This is a genomic window from Fusobacterium sp. (assembly GCF_030528405.1).
Classification (GTDB): domain Bacteria; phylum Fusobacteriota; class Fusobacteriia; order Fusobacteriales; family Fusobacteriaceae; genus Fusobacterium.
Genome location: NZ_JAUMYY010000042.1, coordinates 1 through 14,410, shown reverse-complemented (window position 1 = coordinate 14,410; position 14,410 = coordinate 1). Strand labels below are relative to the sequence as shown.

At 29.1% G+C, this 14,410-nt stretch carries 11 protein-coding genes; 1 reads left to right on the top strand and 10 read right to left on the bottom strand.

Annotated features, from left to right (window positions below; genetic code table 11):
* Positions 1-135: 135 nt before the first annotated feature.
* The 6 genes from trxA to glyQ form a co-directional block, all read right to left on the bottom strand.
* A complete protein-coding gene (trxA, locus tag Q4A58_RS06960; RefSeq protein WP_303117806.1) occupies positions 136-447 on the bottom strand; it encodes a thioredoxin in 312 nt (103 codons plus the stop codon).
* Between the two features lie 84 nt (positions 448-531).
* A complete protein-coding gene (gene folP / locus Q4A58_RS06955) occupies positions 532-1,353 on the bottom strand; it encodes a dihydropteroate synthase (protein WP_303117804.1) in 822 nt (273 codons plus the stop codon).
* Entirely contained in the window at positions 1,334-2,158 is an 825-nt protein-coding gene (folK, locus tag Q4A58_RS06950; protein WP_303117802.1) for a 2-amino-4-hydroxy-6-hydroxymethyldihydropteridine diphosphokinase, read from the bottom strand. The genes folP and folK overlap by 20 nt, the downstream gene beginning before the upstream one ends.
* An 8-nt stretch (positions 2,159-2,166) precedes the next feature.
* Positions 2,167-2,712, bottom strand: a complete 546-nt coding sequence (folE, locus tag Q4A58_RS06945; protein WP_303117800.1) for a GTP cyclohydrolase I FolE — start codon at positions 2,710-2,712, stop codon at positions 2,167-2,169.
* Between the two features lie 15 nt (positions 2,713-2,727).
* On the bottom strand, positions 2,728-4,794 hold the full coding sequence (glyS, locus tag Q4A58_RS06940; RefSeq protein WP_303117798.1) for a glycine--tRNA ligase subunit beta: 2,067 nt from the start codon (positions 4,792-4,794) through the stop codon (positions 2,728-2,730).
* 24 nt (positions 4,795-4,818) lie between these two features.
* Complete coding sequence (glyQ, locus tag Q4A58_RS06935) at positions 4,819-5,688, bottom strand: glycine--tRNA ligase subunit alpha (protein WP_303117797.1); 870 nt, start codon at positions 5,686-5,688, stop codon at positions 4,819-4,821.
* Positions 5,689-5,894: 206 nt separating this feature from the next.
* Here glyQ and Q4A58_RS06930 point away from each other — a divergent pair, with 206 nt between their 5' ends.
* Positions 5,895-6,281, top strand: coding sequence for a hypothetical protein (locus tag Q4A58_RS06930; protein ID WP_303117795.1), 387 nt, complete (start codon positions 5,895-5,897; stop codon positions 6,279-6,281).
* Positions 6,282-6,320: 39 nt separating this feature from the next.
* On the opposite strand, the gene lspA is transcribed toward Q4A58_RS06930, so the two are convergent.
* Genes lspA through Q4A58_RS06910 form a run of 4 tightly spaced genes read right to left on the bottom strand, consistent with a single transcriptional unit; the run spans position 6,321 to position 14,182 of the window.
* Positions 6,321-6,776 carry a signal peptidase II gene (gene lspA / locus Q4A58_RS06925; RefSeq protein WP_303117793.1) on the bottom strand — a complete coding sequence of 152 codons (456 nt, stop codon included), beginning with the start codon at positions 6,774-6,776 and terminating at the stop codon, positions 6,321-6,323.
* 49 nt (positions 6,777-6,825) lie between these two features.
* A complete protein-coding gene (ileS, locus tag Q4A58_RS06920; protein WP_303117792.1) occupies positions 6,826-9,621 on the bottom strand; it encodes an isoleucine--tRNA ligase in 2,796 nt (931 codons plus the stop codon).
* A complete protein-coding gene (locus Q4A58_RS06915) occupies positions 9,618-12,014 on the bottom strand; it encodes an ATP-binding protein (RefSeq protein WP_303117790.1) in 2,397 nt (798 codons plus the stop codon). The genes ileS and Q4A58_RS06915 overlap by 4 nt, the downstream gene beginning before the upstream one ends.
* Before the next feature lie 2 nt (positions 12,015-12,016).
* Entirely contained in the window at positions 12,017-14,182 is a 2,166-nt protein-coding gene (locus tag Q4A58_RS06910; protein ID WP_303117788.1) for a Tex family protein, read from the bottom strand.
* Positions 14,183-14,410 lie beyond the last annotated feature (228 nt).

Sequence of the window (14,410 nt, the reverse complement as noted above, 5' to 3'; positions counted from 1 at the left end):
ACTACATAAAAATTTATTTGATTTTTTCATCAACACCATTTGACACAGAGCCATTTTCTTTTACTTTAAAAATACAATAAATTGATACTTTCCTAGATACTAAAAAATCCAGTCAAAAGACTGGATCTTCATTTTTTATTTTGCAAATAAAGCTTTCACTTCATCTTTTTGAATAAGCCCTACAGACTTATCAATAACTTCTCCATTTTTAAATACAAACAAAGTTGGTACACTCATTATTTTATATTCTTTTGCTAATTCTTCTTCTTCGTCTATATCAACTTTAACTATTTTTTTATTTGGGTCTTCATTTACTACTTCATTTAATATAGGTAACAAACTCTTACAAGGACCACACCAGTTAGCACCAAAATCTACCACCACTAATCCCTTTGCCTCTAGAACTTCTGATTTAAAGTTCTCCTTAGTTCCTTTCACTAATGCCATTTTTATCCCTCCTAATTTATATTTTTACTTTTATATTTTAATTATAAGTTATCTCACTTTATATTTCCGTGATTAAGTCACTTTTTATTTTTTATAAATTCCATCAGCTACTAGACAAGCTCTTTTGTTCTCTAAAACATTATGAACCCTGACAATGGATACTCCTTTTTGTATTCCTATAACTGTTGTGGCAATTGTACCTTCAACTCTCTCATCAAAGGGTAGGTCATTTAGAAGCTTTCCTATAAATCTTTTTTTTGATGCACCTAAAAGCACAGGACCTAAAGCACAAAGCTCATCCAAACGTGACATAATTTCAATATTTTGTTCTGCATTTTTTCCAAAACCTAAGCCTGGATCTAAAATTATTTTATTCTTGTCTATACCATACTTCTTTGCAATTTTATAAGTTTTATCGAAAAAATCTTTTAGAGTTAAAATAATATCTTTTGAATAATTTTCATCACTTTGATTATGCATAGCTATTAAAGGAAGGTCAAAATCTTTTATAAGCTTTGCCATTTCTCCATTGTCATACTGAAGTCCCCAGATATCATTTACAATATCAGCTCCAGCTAAAATTGCTTCCCTAGCTACATCATGTTTATATGTATCAATGGATATAGGTATATTAAAGTTCTCTTTTATTTTTTTTATTATAGGAACAACCCTTTTTATTTCTTCTTCTGAACTAATTTGTATATGACCAGGTCTTGTTGATTCTCCACCTATATCTATTATATCTGCTCCTTCAGAAATCAATTTTTCAACTTGCTTTATTGCTGCATCAAGATTATTGTACTTTCCACCATCAGAAAATGAATCAGGAGTGACATTTAATATTCCCATTACTAAAGTTCTATCTCCTAGTTTTAGTTCTCTATCCTTAATTTTCATTTTCTTCAAGTTCCTTTCTCAAAGTGCTAATTCTTTTGTTTAAAAGTGGATGAACAAAATGAGGATTTATTTCCTCCAATGGTTCTAAAACAAAGCTCCTGTATTCCATATATGGATGAGGAATCACTAAGTCTTCATCTTCTATTAGCTCTTTATTATAGAAAATGATATCCAAATCTATTATTCTTGGACCCCATTTTATTTTTTTCTCCCTACCCATACTTTTTTCTATTTCTAATAGTTTATTTAAAAGTTCCTTAGGATACAAAAGAGTTGTTATTTCTATACATGAATTTAAAAAATTATCTTGTTCTTTATAGCCGAAAGGTTCAGTTTCTATTATTTTACTTTTTTTTATAACAAAAGTATCTGGAATTTCTTTAATATTTTGTATTGCTTTTTCTAAATTTTCTTTTTTATTGCCTAAATTTGAACCTAAAGATAAGTAAACTGTATTCCATTTTCTCTCTATTTGTATAGAAACACTTTCTAAAATATGCCCAACTGGAGCCCAAGGTTTTCTTATTTCTACTTTTATTCCTCTTATATAAGAGTACTCTAAAAGAATCACTCTAGCTATATCTTCAGCCAAACTCTCTATCAAGTCATATTTTTTTGAAAAAAATACATCTCTCACTGTATTTACAACATATCCATAATGAGTTGTTTTATCTAAATTATCCTCTATTCCAGCACTTCTTAAATCTGTTTCCAACTCCAAACTTATTTGAAATCTTTGACCTAATTTCTTTTCTTCTTCAAAAACTCCATGATAACCTATGAACTCCAAATTTTTTATGCTTATCTTATCCATACTACACCTCACTTTAATAAAGTTAGAACCTCTATTCTCTTTTCAGTTGAGCTTTCAAAAATTCCCTTAGCAGAACTCGTTATTATTTGTGTATTTTCTTTTTTGGCTCCTCTCATAGTCATGCATAGATGCTTTGCCTCAACCAAAACATACACTCCTTGACAGGCTAAAAGTTCCATCATATAACTTGCTATTTCCTCTGTTAATCTTTCTTGTAATTGTGGTCTTTTTGATAAAATTTCTATTAGCTTAATTATATCTCCAAAACCAAATATTTTTCCTTTAGGTATATAAGCTAGAGATATCTTTCCAAAAAAAGGAAGAAAATGATGCTCACACATCGAATAAAAATCTATATTTTTTTCTATTATCAAATCATCACTCTCTACAGAAAAAGTATTAGTTAAAATTTTTCTAGGTTCAACATTAATTCCAGAAAAAATTTCTTCATAACTTTTTGCTATTCTCTTTGGAGTTTCTCTCAGTTCCTCTCTCTTATCTCCCAAAGCTTCTACAATTTCAAAAAAAGCTTTTTCTATCTTTTTTTGATCCATTCATTTGCCTCCAAATTAATCTAAATTATTTAAGTATGCCATTTTTGTAAAAATATTTATCAAGTAAGACATCTGATTTATTCTGTTGTCTTTTATATTTTTATTTTCATCCATAACAATGGTGTTTTCAAAATACTCGTCTATATCTTTAGCAATGCTCAATAAACTTTTTAAATATTCTGTATAGTCTTTTTGAAGTAATAAATTTTCTGTTAGCATTGAGAGCTGCTTAGATTTTTCCCATAAAGTTTTTTCATAGTTATTTTGAAACAAGTTTTCTCTAACTTTATCTTCTGTATTATTTTTTGAGATATTTCCAACTCTTTTTATAGTTTGCAAAAGTCTTGTAAAATCATCTTTTTTAGAATATTCTAAAAGGGCTTTTATTTTTTCTAAAGCTTCAACAACATTATCCACATCTCTATCTACCACAGATAAAACAATATCCTTTGGATATAGCATATCCGAAAATACATTTATAACTCTCTGTTTTAAGAAATCTAAAACATCTCTCTCAATTTTTTTCCTATCAGCCTTCAAAACTCCATCAGCCTCTAAGGCATCAAGAGCTACATTTACCAATTCTTTTAATGATATATCTAAATTTGATGCTACTATAATATTTACAATGCCTAATGCAGCTCTTCTAAGTGCATACGGATCTTTAGAACCTGTTGGTATCAAACCAACTCCGAAACAGCCTACAAGTGTATCTATTCTATCTGATAAACCAGCTATTATCCCTTCTATTCCACTCGGTAGTAAATCCCCTTGAAATCTTGGATAATAATGTTCTTTTATCCCCAATGAAACATTATCCTTTTCTCCAAGTTTAAGGGCATAATCAGCTCCCATAAAACCTTGAAGTTTTGTAAATTCTTTTTCACCTATCATATTAGATACTAAATCTGCCTTAGCTAGTTTTACTGTTCTTAAAATATCATCTTTTTTATCTAAATATCCTAATTTAGATATAAGATGAGCCGCTATTTTCTCACTTCTCTTTACCTTTGAGTAAATAGTTCCCAAATCTCTTTGAAATACTACAGTTTTCAATTTTTCTACATTATTATCCAAAGGTATTTTTAAATCCTCATTGTAGAAAAATCTTGCATCCGATAGTCTTGGTTCTATAACTTTTTCATTTCCTTTTTTCACTATTTCTGAATATTCAGGTGCATTTCTTATAACTACAAACTTATTTTTTAGTTTTTTATTAGCATCTCTCACAGGAAAATATCTTTGATGAGTTTCCATTGTAATAGTTATTATCTGCTCTGGAAGAAATAGATAATCCTTACTAAATTCACCTTTAATTGCATAAGGATATTCCACCAAATTTACAACCTCTTCTAAAAGATAGCCATTTACTACAACTTGCTCCCCATCTTTTTCACAATTTTCTTTGATACTTTTAAGTATTTCAGCCTTTCTATCTTCTTTTTTAGGAATTACAAAATTTTCTCTCAATTTTTTTTCATATTCATTAGGGTTTGATATTTCTATTTCCTGACTTGCAAAATATCTCATACCTCTCGTTTTATTATTAGCCTTTATTCCTTCAAATTCAAAATTCAAAATTTCACTGTCTAATAAAGCCACAAACCATTTTATTGGTCTTGCAAATCTAAAATTGCTTGCTCCCCACTTCATAGACTTTTCAAACTCAATTTTCTTTATAATATTAGCAAGTATCTCTGGCAAAACTTCTTTAGTTAGCTTACCAGGAATGAATTGCTCAATAGAAATATATTTTCCTTTCTCATTTTCTATTATTTTAACTTCTTTCTCTGCTGCTCCTTGAGATTTTATAAAACCTTCTCCTGCCTTAGTTAAAACTCCATCTTTATAAGCAATCTCCACAGAAGGTCCAACACTTTTTTTATTTAAGTCCTCTTGCTTTTCAGAGATATCTTTTATAATTATAGCAACTCTTCTTGGTGTACTAAATGATTCCACTGTTGAATATTTTATCCTTTCAGTTTTCAACTCATTCTCTGCCAATTTTTTTAAGTTACTTTCTGCTTCATCTACATATCTTGAAGGCAGTTCTTCTAAACCAATTTCAAAAAGAAAATTCACTTTCTCACACCTCTCTCCTTCAATTTATTTTTTTAACAATGGATATCCTAAGTTTTTTCTAACTTCAACAAATTGTTCAGCACATCTTTTCGCAAGATCTCTGACCCTTAAAATATACGACATTCTTTCTGTTGTACTAATTGCCCCTCTTGCATCAAGATTATTAAAAGTATGAGAGCATTTTAATACATAGTCATAGGCTGGTAAAACCAGCTTATTTTCTAAGGCATTTAAAGCTTCTTTTTCATACATATCAAACAAAGCAAAATGCATTTTTACATCTGCTACTTCAAAACTGTATTTTGACATTTCATACTCATATTGGAATCTTCTCTCACCATATTTTACACCCTTAGTCCATTCCAAGTCATAGACATTGTCCTTATCCTGTAAATAAAGTGCTATTCTTTCTAAACCATAAGTAAGTTCTGCTGGTGTTACTTCTAATTCTATGCCTCCGACTTGCTGAAAATATGTAAATTGAGTTATCTCCATTCCATCTAGCCAAACTTCCCAACCAAGTCCCCATGCTCCTAAAGTTGGGCTTTCCCAGTTGTCTTCAACAAATCTTATATCATGCTCTTTAGGATTTATTCCCAATGCTACTAAACTTTCTAAGTATAATTCCTGAATATTTTCAGGCGATGGCTTCATTATTACTTGAAATTGATGATGCTGATACACTCTATTAGGATTCTCACCATATCTTCCATCTTTTGGTCTTCTCGAAGGCTCTACATAAGCTATATTCCACGGCTCAGGTCCAAGCGACATCAAAAATGTATCTGGGTTAAATGTTCCTGCACCTGTTTCTACATCATAAGGATTTCCTATTACACAGCCCTTCTCACCCCAAAATTTTTGAAGCGTTAATATTATTTCTTGAAAAGTCATTTTTTAGTTGTTGTAGAAAAATTCTACAACTTCCCCCTTTCCTTTTTTATAAAAAAAGTATTCTTTTTACACATTATTCTATAATAATAACAATAAAAAGTCAATTTTTTGTACCTTTGTTAAAGTGCGTTTTTTTATCAAAAAAAAGTTGAAAAAAAAAAAAAACGTCATATAATAAGACATAAATATTTTTAAGGAGGTTTTTTATGAAAAAGATTATATTAGCAAGTTTATTTCTCATTTTTGTTGGTTGTACTGCACCACAAGGTTTTGTAGCTAGACCTGCAGGATGGAGTACTATTCAAATGAGAAATAATATTGTTAAAGAAAAAGCTTGGAGCACTCTAGTTTCAGTTGTAAGTGAAAATTATGATATTGAAACTTTAGATAAAGACAGCGGTTATCTTAGAACTGCATGGCTATTTTCTGGAAACAGTGCTACTAGAATAACAGCTAAATTAGAAGAGAATAACACTACAAGAATCAAGGTTGATTCAAAATACTATGATATTCTTTCAGAAAGCTGGATAGAAGGATATAATACAAGCACTACTGAAAAGGTAAAGCAAGATTTATCAGGAAGATTAAGATAGTTTATTATGAATTAAAAATATAAAAAAAGAGAAGTATTCCTACTTCTCTTTTTTTATACCAAAAAATATATGTTCTATAACTATAAGTATTACACCTATATTTATCCATACATCTGCAAAATTAAATACAAAAGACCAAATGCCTCTAAAATCTAGCATATCTATTACAAAACCTCTTAAAAACCTATCTATTAAATTCCCAATTGCACCTGAAAAAATCATAGTATATGCAATTTTTTCCAATATATTCATCTTCTTGAAACCCTTTATAAAGTATCCAAATATAAAAAGTACAGCAAATAAAGCTATTATACTTACTACATCTATTTTTCCTTGAAACAATCCAAATGCCATCCCTCTATTTTGTACATAGGTTAAATTGAAAAATCCATCTATTATTACACTTGATTCCCCAAGTAAAAAATTTGTATCTATTATATATTTCGTATATTGGTCGATTACAAGCATTATTAAAAATAAAAATATATAAATCATATCTCTTAACTCCTAATTATTTTTAACTAGCTGTGCTTATATTAAAATTTTATTTCAAAACTCCAGCACATCTAGGACAAATTGTTGGGTGAGCCTTATCTTCTCCTAAGGCTATTGAGTACTTCCAACATCTCTCACATTTTTCACCATCTGCATGAGATACTTTTATCTTTACTTCTTTCATTTCTTCAGCATCTGCATAAGTTGAGTCAACTTCAGAAACTATTTCTACATCAGAAACTATAAATACCATTTCTAAAAGCTCTCTATTTGCTCTTAACTCTGTTACTAAATTTTCATCCTCTGAATATAATGAAACTTTGGCGTCTAATGAATTACCTATTATTTTATTTTCACCCTGTCTGGCTTTTTCAAGATTTTTATTTATATCTTTTCTAAGTTTAACTATATTCTCCCATTTTTTTTCTAATTCAGGATTTAAATATTCATCTTTTTCTTCATACCAATCTGTTAAAAAAATAGACTCAACTGTTCTTGATTCTTGAGGCATATTTTCCCAAATTTCTTCAGCAGTAAATGATAATATTGGAGCTATCATTTTTATTAGAACTTCTAGAACTTCATTCATAACAGTCTGTGCAGCTCTTCTTTCAACAGAATCTTTTTTTTCTGTATACAATCTATCTTTTATTATATCTAAGTAAAATGCTGACATATCAACTGCTGCAAAATAATGTATCTCTTGGAATAAATTATAAAATTCGTATTTATCATAATAAGCTGTTACATTTCTCTTTAAATTTTCTAACTTATTTAGAGCCCATTTATCTATTTCTAATAGATCTTTATATGCCACTTTATCTCTATTTATATTAAAATCATTACTATTTCCTAATATATATCTAGCTGTATTTCTTATTCTTCTGTAAGATTCAGACATCTGTTTTACTATATTATCAGATATCCTAACGTCATCTCTATAATCAACTGAACCACACCATAACCTTAATATATCCGCTCCATAAACTTTTATTACATCTTCTGGAGCAACAGTATTTCCAAGAGATTTAGACATTTTCTTTCCTTCTCCATCATTAACAAAACCATGGGTTAATACTGTTTTATAAGGAGAATCCCCTGTCGAAGCAACAGAAGTTAAAAGTGATGTATGAAACCAACCTCTATGTTGATCTGAACCTTCTAAATACATATCACAAGGTCTATGCAATCCTTCTCTAGTTTCTAAAACTCCTCTATGGCTGCTTCCAGAATCAAACCAAACATCCATTATATTAGTTTCTTTTCTCAATTTTATATTCTTTAAGTTATATTTTTCTAGTAACTCCTCTCCAATTAGTTCTTCAGCTGTTCTAGAAAACCATATATTAGAACCCTCTTGTCTAACTAAAGCACAAATCCTTTCCAATATTTCTTTATGAAAAATTTCCTCATTAGTTTCATCATTAAAAAATATCGGTATAGGCACTCCCCAAACTCTTTGCCTTGAGATACACCAATCAGGTCTTGTTTCCATCATAGCTCTTATTCTATTACGCCCCCATGAAGGAACAAATTCTACCTTATCTATAACCTCTAAAGTCTTTTCTCTTAAATCTCCACCTTCCATTCTAACAAACCACTGCTCAGTAGCTCTAAAAATTACTGGAGTCTTTGATCTCCAATCATGTGGATATGAATGCCTTATTTCTTTACATTGTAATATATGACCTGTTTCTGTTAAATAATTTATTATTTCTTTGTTTGCATCCTTATAAAAAAGCCCAGAGAAACGCCCAGCTTCTTCTGTCAGATATCCTTTATTATTTACTGGTGAAATAACTGGCTTTTTATATCTTATACATACAACATAGTCATCTTGACCATGACCTGGTGCCGTATGTACACAGCCTGTTCCTGCATCTGCAGTTACATGAGAACCAAGTAATACATAACCTGTTCTATCTAAATATGGATGTTTATACGATGTATTCTCTAAAAAATTACCTTTAAATTCTTTTACAAGCTCTATATTTTCTATTCCTATTTCTTTAAAAGCTATTTCTGCAAGTTCTTTAGCTAATATCAAATTACCTTTTTCTGTTTTATAGACTCCATAATCAAAATCTTCATTTAAGCATATGGCAACATTTGCTGGCAATGTCCAAGGTGTTGTAGTCCATATAACAATATAAGTTTTTTCATTCAGCTCAAGTTTGTCCATTAAATCTTTATTAGCTTCCATTCTAACATAAATTGATGGTGATGTATGATCATGATATTCTATTTCTGCTTCAGCTAAGGCTGTTTCTGTCGCTGGTGACCAATAAACTGGTTTTAACCCTTTAAATATATAACCCTTTTCATATATTTCTCCAAAAAGTTCTAACTGTTTTGCTTCAAACTCTGGGGAAAGAGTTAGATATGGATTATCCCAATCCCCTAAAACTCCCAATCTTATAAATTGTTCTTTTTGTATATCTACCCATTTTTTAGCGTAATTCTCACATAGTTTTCTTATTTCTAAAGCTGACATCTCTTTCGCCTTAGCTCCTAAATCTTGTGTCACTTTAAACTCTATAGGAAGCCCATGAGTATCCCATCCAGGAACATAAGGAGATTTATATCCTCTCAATGTCTTATACTTCACAATTATATCTTTCAAAATCTTATTTAATGCATGTCCTATATGCGTATTTCCATTAGCATAAGGTGGACCATCATGCAAAATAAATGTCTTATCTGTATTTTTGGCTAAGCCTTTTTCATAAATTTTTTCATCAATCCATTTTTTTACATACTTAGGCTCTTTATTTGGTAAATTAGCCTTCATCTGAAAATCTGTTTTTGGTAAATGTAGTGTTTCTACATATTCCTTTTCGTTCATAAACTATTTTCCTCCCTGTATTCATTAAAAATTATTCTAACTTTTGTTCCCTCATCCAATTCCGATGTTATTCTTATTATTCCCTTATGTTCTCTCACGATACTATATATTGTTGTCAAACCCAAACCAAGAATATTTTTCTTTTCAGATAAATAAGGCTTTTTTAATTGATTTAAATCACTAGGATCCATCCCTATGCCATTGTCAATTACTTCTATAATAACTCTATTACTCTCTGCACTCGATATTATTATATTAATTTTCTTATCAAGTTTATTTCTAATCAAAATGGCTTCCATAGAATTTTTAATGATTTCAACAAACATATGGTATATTTTTTTCTTGTCCCCATAAATATTTCCTGAAAAGTTTACAAATAGAGATAAATTTATACCATATTTTTCCATAACTTCTTCATAGTCTTTAACTATTTTAGTAAGCAGACGTTCTATATTAACTGCCTTAAAATACCTTTCTGAATTATCAAGAACTCCTCTCATTATAGTATTTTGTTTTTTCTCTTCTTCTAAAAGCCTATTTATTTTAGCTATGTCTTTGCTATTATACTCTCTATTGCTAATTTTTTCAACAAAGTTCTGAACTTTATTTATCAATTTTTCATTATTATCTAAAAATTTATTTGAAATCTGAGTCATCGTTAAAATTCTCTCATTTGTCAGTTTCTTCTCTTCTTGTAAATCATTTTTTACTCTTATAACTAAGTTCATCAGTAAAAGTGTCAATACTTCAACCTCTTCACTTGAAACTTCCTTTTCTTTTCCAAAATAATCTATCAAAATACAGCCAACCTTAAGCTCTTCATCTGAAATTGGAAAAATTAAAAAGTTGGTAAAACCTAAGCTTTTAAAAAGCTCATTTCCAAAATTAAATTTATAGCCTTTTTCATTGTGATATATTATTTTTCCAGACTCCATACTATCCCAAAATAAATGACCTGGTTCATATTTTATTTTTAATAATGGAAGTAAATTACTTAAATCTTTTATTTGAAAAGCAAATCCACCTATACCTTTTGTATACTCCTCAATATTAGAAGATATTGAAGGGTTTATAGCTAAATCTTTTGCCAGTAACTGATTCTTTTCCTCTTCATATTCCAAATATATAGCTCTGCTATAGCCCATACCTATTTCAGAAGTTAATGCTCTTAATATCTTTTCTATGCTTTTAGAAAAATTTTTATCTATATCCACTCCCATAAGTATATTTTCTACTGCAACTATTCTATTCAAGTTTGTATTTAATTTTTCATTTCTATTCAGTAAAAGTTTTTCATTATTTGCTATTCTTTCTGTCATTGATTTAATCGAATTAGTTATAGTTCTTATCTCATATATACTTTCTTCCTCAAATTCAACTTCTTTCTTTTCTTTACCTATTCCTTTTGTCTTATCTGCAAGCACAGAAAGTGGAAGTAAAAGTTTAGTAAAAATTCTGGCACAAAGAGCTGTACTTATAATTACAGAAAGCAAACTAATAGCAAGTATCATTGTTGCTAACATATATTTTATAGCTAAAAATCCTTTTTTTGATAATGCTATTCCTATTCCACCCACAACATTATCTGCATCGTCTTTTAAAGAAGAAACTGCTATATAATATGGTATCTCATTTATCTTCCTTTCTGAGTAATAGTAATCACTGCCTTTTAGTCTCTCATTAAATTTTAATTTTGTTTTTATTTTTAGGAAATTGCTTATTTTATCTGAGCCTATTTCTCCTGTAATGTAATTATTACGAGAAAGTATAAATATTTTATCCTCAGATTTTATGTCAGTAAAATTTCTAACAGTATCTAAACTGTAGTTACTTATTGGAAAAGTTAAAACTATATAATTTTTCTCATTTAAATTACTTTCTCTATATTGCTGAATTATTCTTACATATAAATTATTATTTGTACCTATAAAATAATAAAGTTTTCCGTTTAGTGTATTCATTGTAGGAACCCATTCTGCATTACTTAAAATATCATACTTTATCTCTCGATTCCCACTCTCACTTAAAATTTTTCTATTTTCCGAAAGAGTTTGAATATACGACTTACTATATTGACTATATGATTCTAAAGTCAGTTGATTCTTTACTAAGTTAGCAAGTTTATTTTGAATTTCAGCCTCATCTACCAATGAACTTAACTCTAATGCATTACTTAAGGCATTAAATAGCTCTCTTTCTGATTTTTCTATAAGAGAAATATAGACCTTATTTAAAATTGTTACTTTTTCTCTTGACTTATCTAAAAGACGGTTGTTTATCTCATTTACAGTTATAATACCAAACAATAGAGCCATAATTGTTGAAACAAATATTATAGCTATGCCATTATAGGTTATTATTCTAAAAAGTAAAGAATCTTTTTTCAATGTCATACTTAAATTCCTTTCCGAGTTAAACCTACCCTACCTCTTTCCTTATCTACATCTTTAATTTTAATTTTTATAATTTGACCGACTGACAGTACTTTACTTGGGTCATCAATAAACTTATCTGAAATTTCTGAAATATGTAAAAGTGCATCATTTTTCAAGCCTATATCAATGAAAGCACCAAATTTTACAACATTTCTAACTGTACCTTCCAGCTCTAATCCTACAAATAGGTTATCTATATTTAAAATCTCTGACTTCAAAAGTGGTTTTTCAAAATCTTCTCTTGGGTCTCTTCTATCTTTAGAAAGAGCTTCATAGACATCTTTTACCGTTTCTAAGCCAAAATTATTTTTTTGTGCAAAGTTTTTATAATTAAAACTTTTCAGTTTTTCCCTAGCAACATCTAATTCTTTATCATATTTCTCTAAATCAAATCCGATTTCCTTTAGAATTTCTTCTCCAATATGATAAGATTCAGGATGTATAACAGTATTATCTAGAATATTATCTCCATCTGGAATTACTAAAAAGCCCGCCATCTGTTCATAGGACTTAGCTCCCACTCCCTTAACTTTTAAAATTTCTTTTCTATTCTTAAAATTTCCATTTTCTTTTCTATAGTCTACTATATTTTTTGCAACGGTCTTTTTTATTCCTGAAATATGAGAAAGTAATGCCCATGAAGCTGTATTTATATTAGCTCCAACATTATTTACCACATTGCTTATTACATTGTCTAACGACTCATCTAAACGCCCTTGGTTTACATCATGTTGATACATGCCAACTCCAATAGATTTTGGATCTATTTTTACAAGCTCTGCAAGTGGATCCTGTATTCTTCTTCCAATAGATATCGCCCCTCTTACCGTTACATCTAAGTCAGGAAATTCTTCAGCTGCTATTTTTGAAGCCGAATAAACGGAAGCTCCAGCCTCGTTAACAATCAAATACTTTATATTTAACTTTTCTTCCTTTATAATATTTGCAACAAAAACTTCTGTTTCTCTTGAAGCTGTACCATTTCCTATTGCAACTATATCCACATTATATTTTTTAACAAGAGCTATAAATTTTTCTCTAGCATCTTTTAATTGTTTAGCACTGTGCATTTCTTCAACTAAATAAAAAACAGTATTTTCCCTATAAAAACCAAATTTATCTATTACAGCTACTTTACAACCTGTTCTGTATCCAGGATCTAAAGCAAGTATATTTTTTTCCTTTAAAGGAGCTTGCAATAAAAGATTTTTTAAATTATCTTTAAAAACCTCTATAGATTCATTTTCAGCTCTTTCAGTCAGTAAATTTCTAACTTCTCTTTCTATAGAAGGTACTATCAGTCTGTCCAAAGCATCCACAACAATACTTTTATAAATTTCTCTTATAGAATTTTTGGGAAATTCCTTTAAAATAATATTTTCTATTTTCTCTCTTTCTGAATCTTCAATTCTTAAATGAATATTTAAAATATCTTCTTTTTCTCCACGGTTTATTGCTAAAATTCTATGAGATGGCATTTTTAATATCTTCTCACTATATTCATAATAATCTGCATATATTTTCTTTTCATCTAATTCATTAGCTTTTTTGCTTGCCTTTGCTTCAAGAATTGACTCTCTATTATAGATTTCTCTTATTTTTTCTCTGTATTCTGCTTTTTCAGAAATATTCTGAGCTATAATTAATTTAGCTCCTTCTAAAGCTTCTTCTATATTTAAAACCTCTTCTGTAATAAAATTTTTAGCTTCCTCTTCCAAAGACTCTATTGTAGATAAAATATAAAATTTCTCTGCTAATGGTTCAAGACCCTTTTCTTTAGCAACATCCGCCTTTGTTTTTTTCTTTTTTCTATAAGGAAAATATATATCTTCTACTTCTTGTAATATTTCTGCCTTTTCAATGTTAACCCTCAATTCTTCAGTTAGCTTATCCTGCTCTTCTATAAGCCTTATAACTTCTTCTTTCCTCTTTTCAAGATTTCTTTGGTAGTTTACCTTTTCTAAAATTCCTTCTATTTGAACTTCATCTAAATTTCCTGTAACTTCTTTTCTGTATCTCGCTATGAATGGAACTGTTGCTCCATCATCTAAAAGTTGTATTGTACTCTGAATTTTCTCAATTGGAATGCCTAAATTCTTTGAAACTAAACTAAAAATTTTTTCCATTTTTACCCCTTATTTAATTCTTTCATTTTTGAATTTAAAAATAGAATTCTATTTTTCTTCATAAAAGTTTTGCTATAAAATATAGAATTTCGTATTTAATATTATACCATATTTTATTTCATATCTAAACTTTTCTTATTAAATAACTCTTTAATTTTATTCAAATTTTTAAAATTTGGGTGTATACTTTTTGGTGTTGATGGATTATTACTCTAATCCGCTCAACAC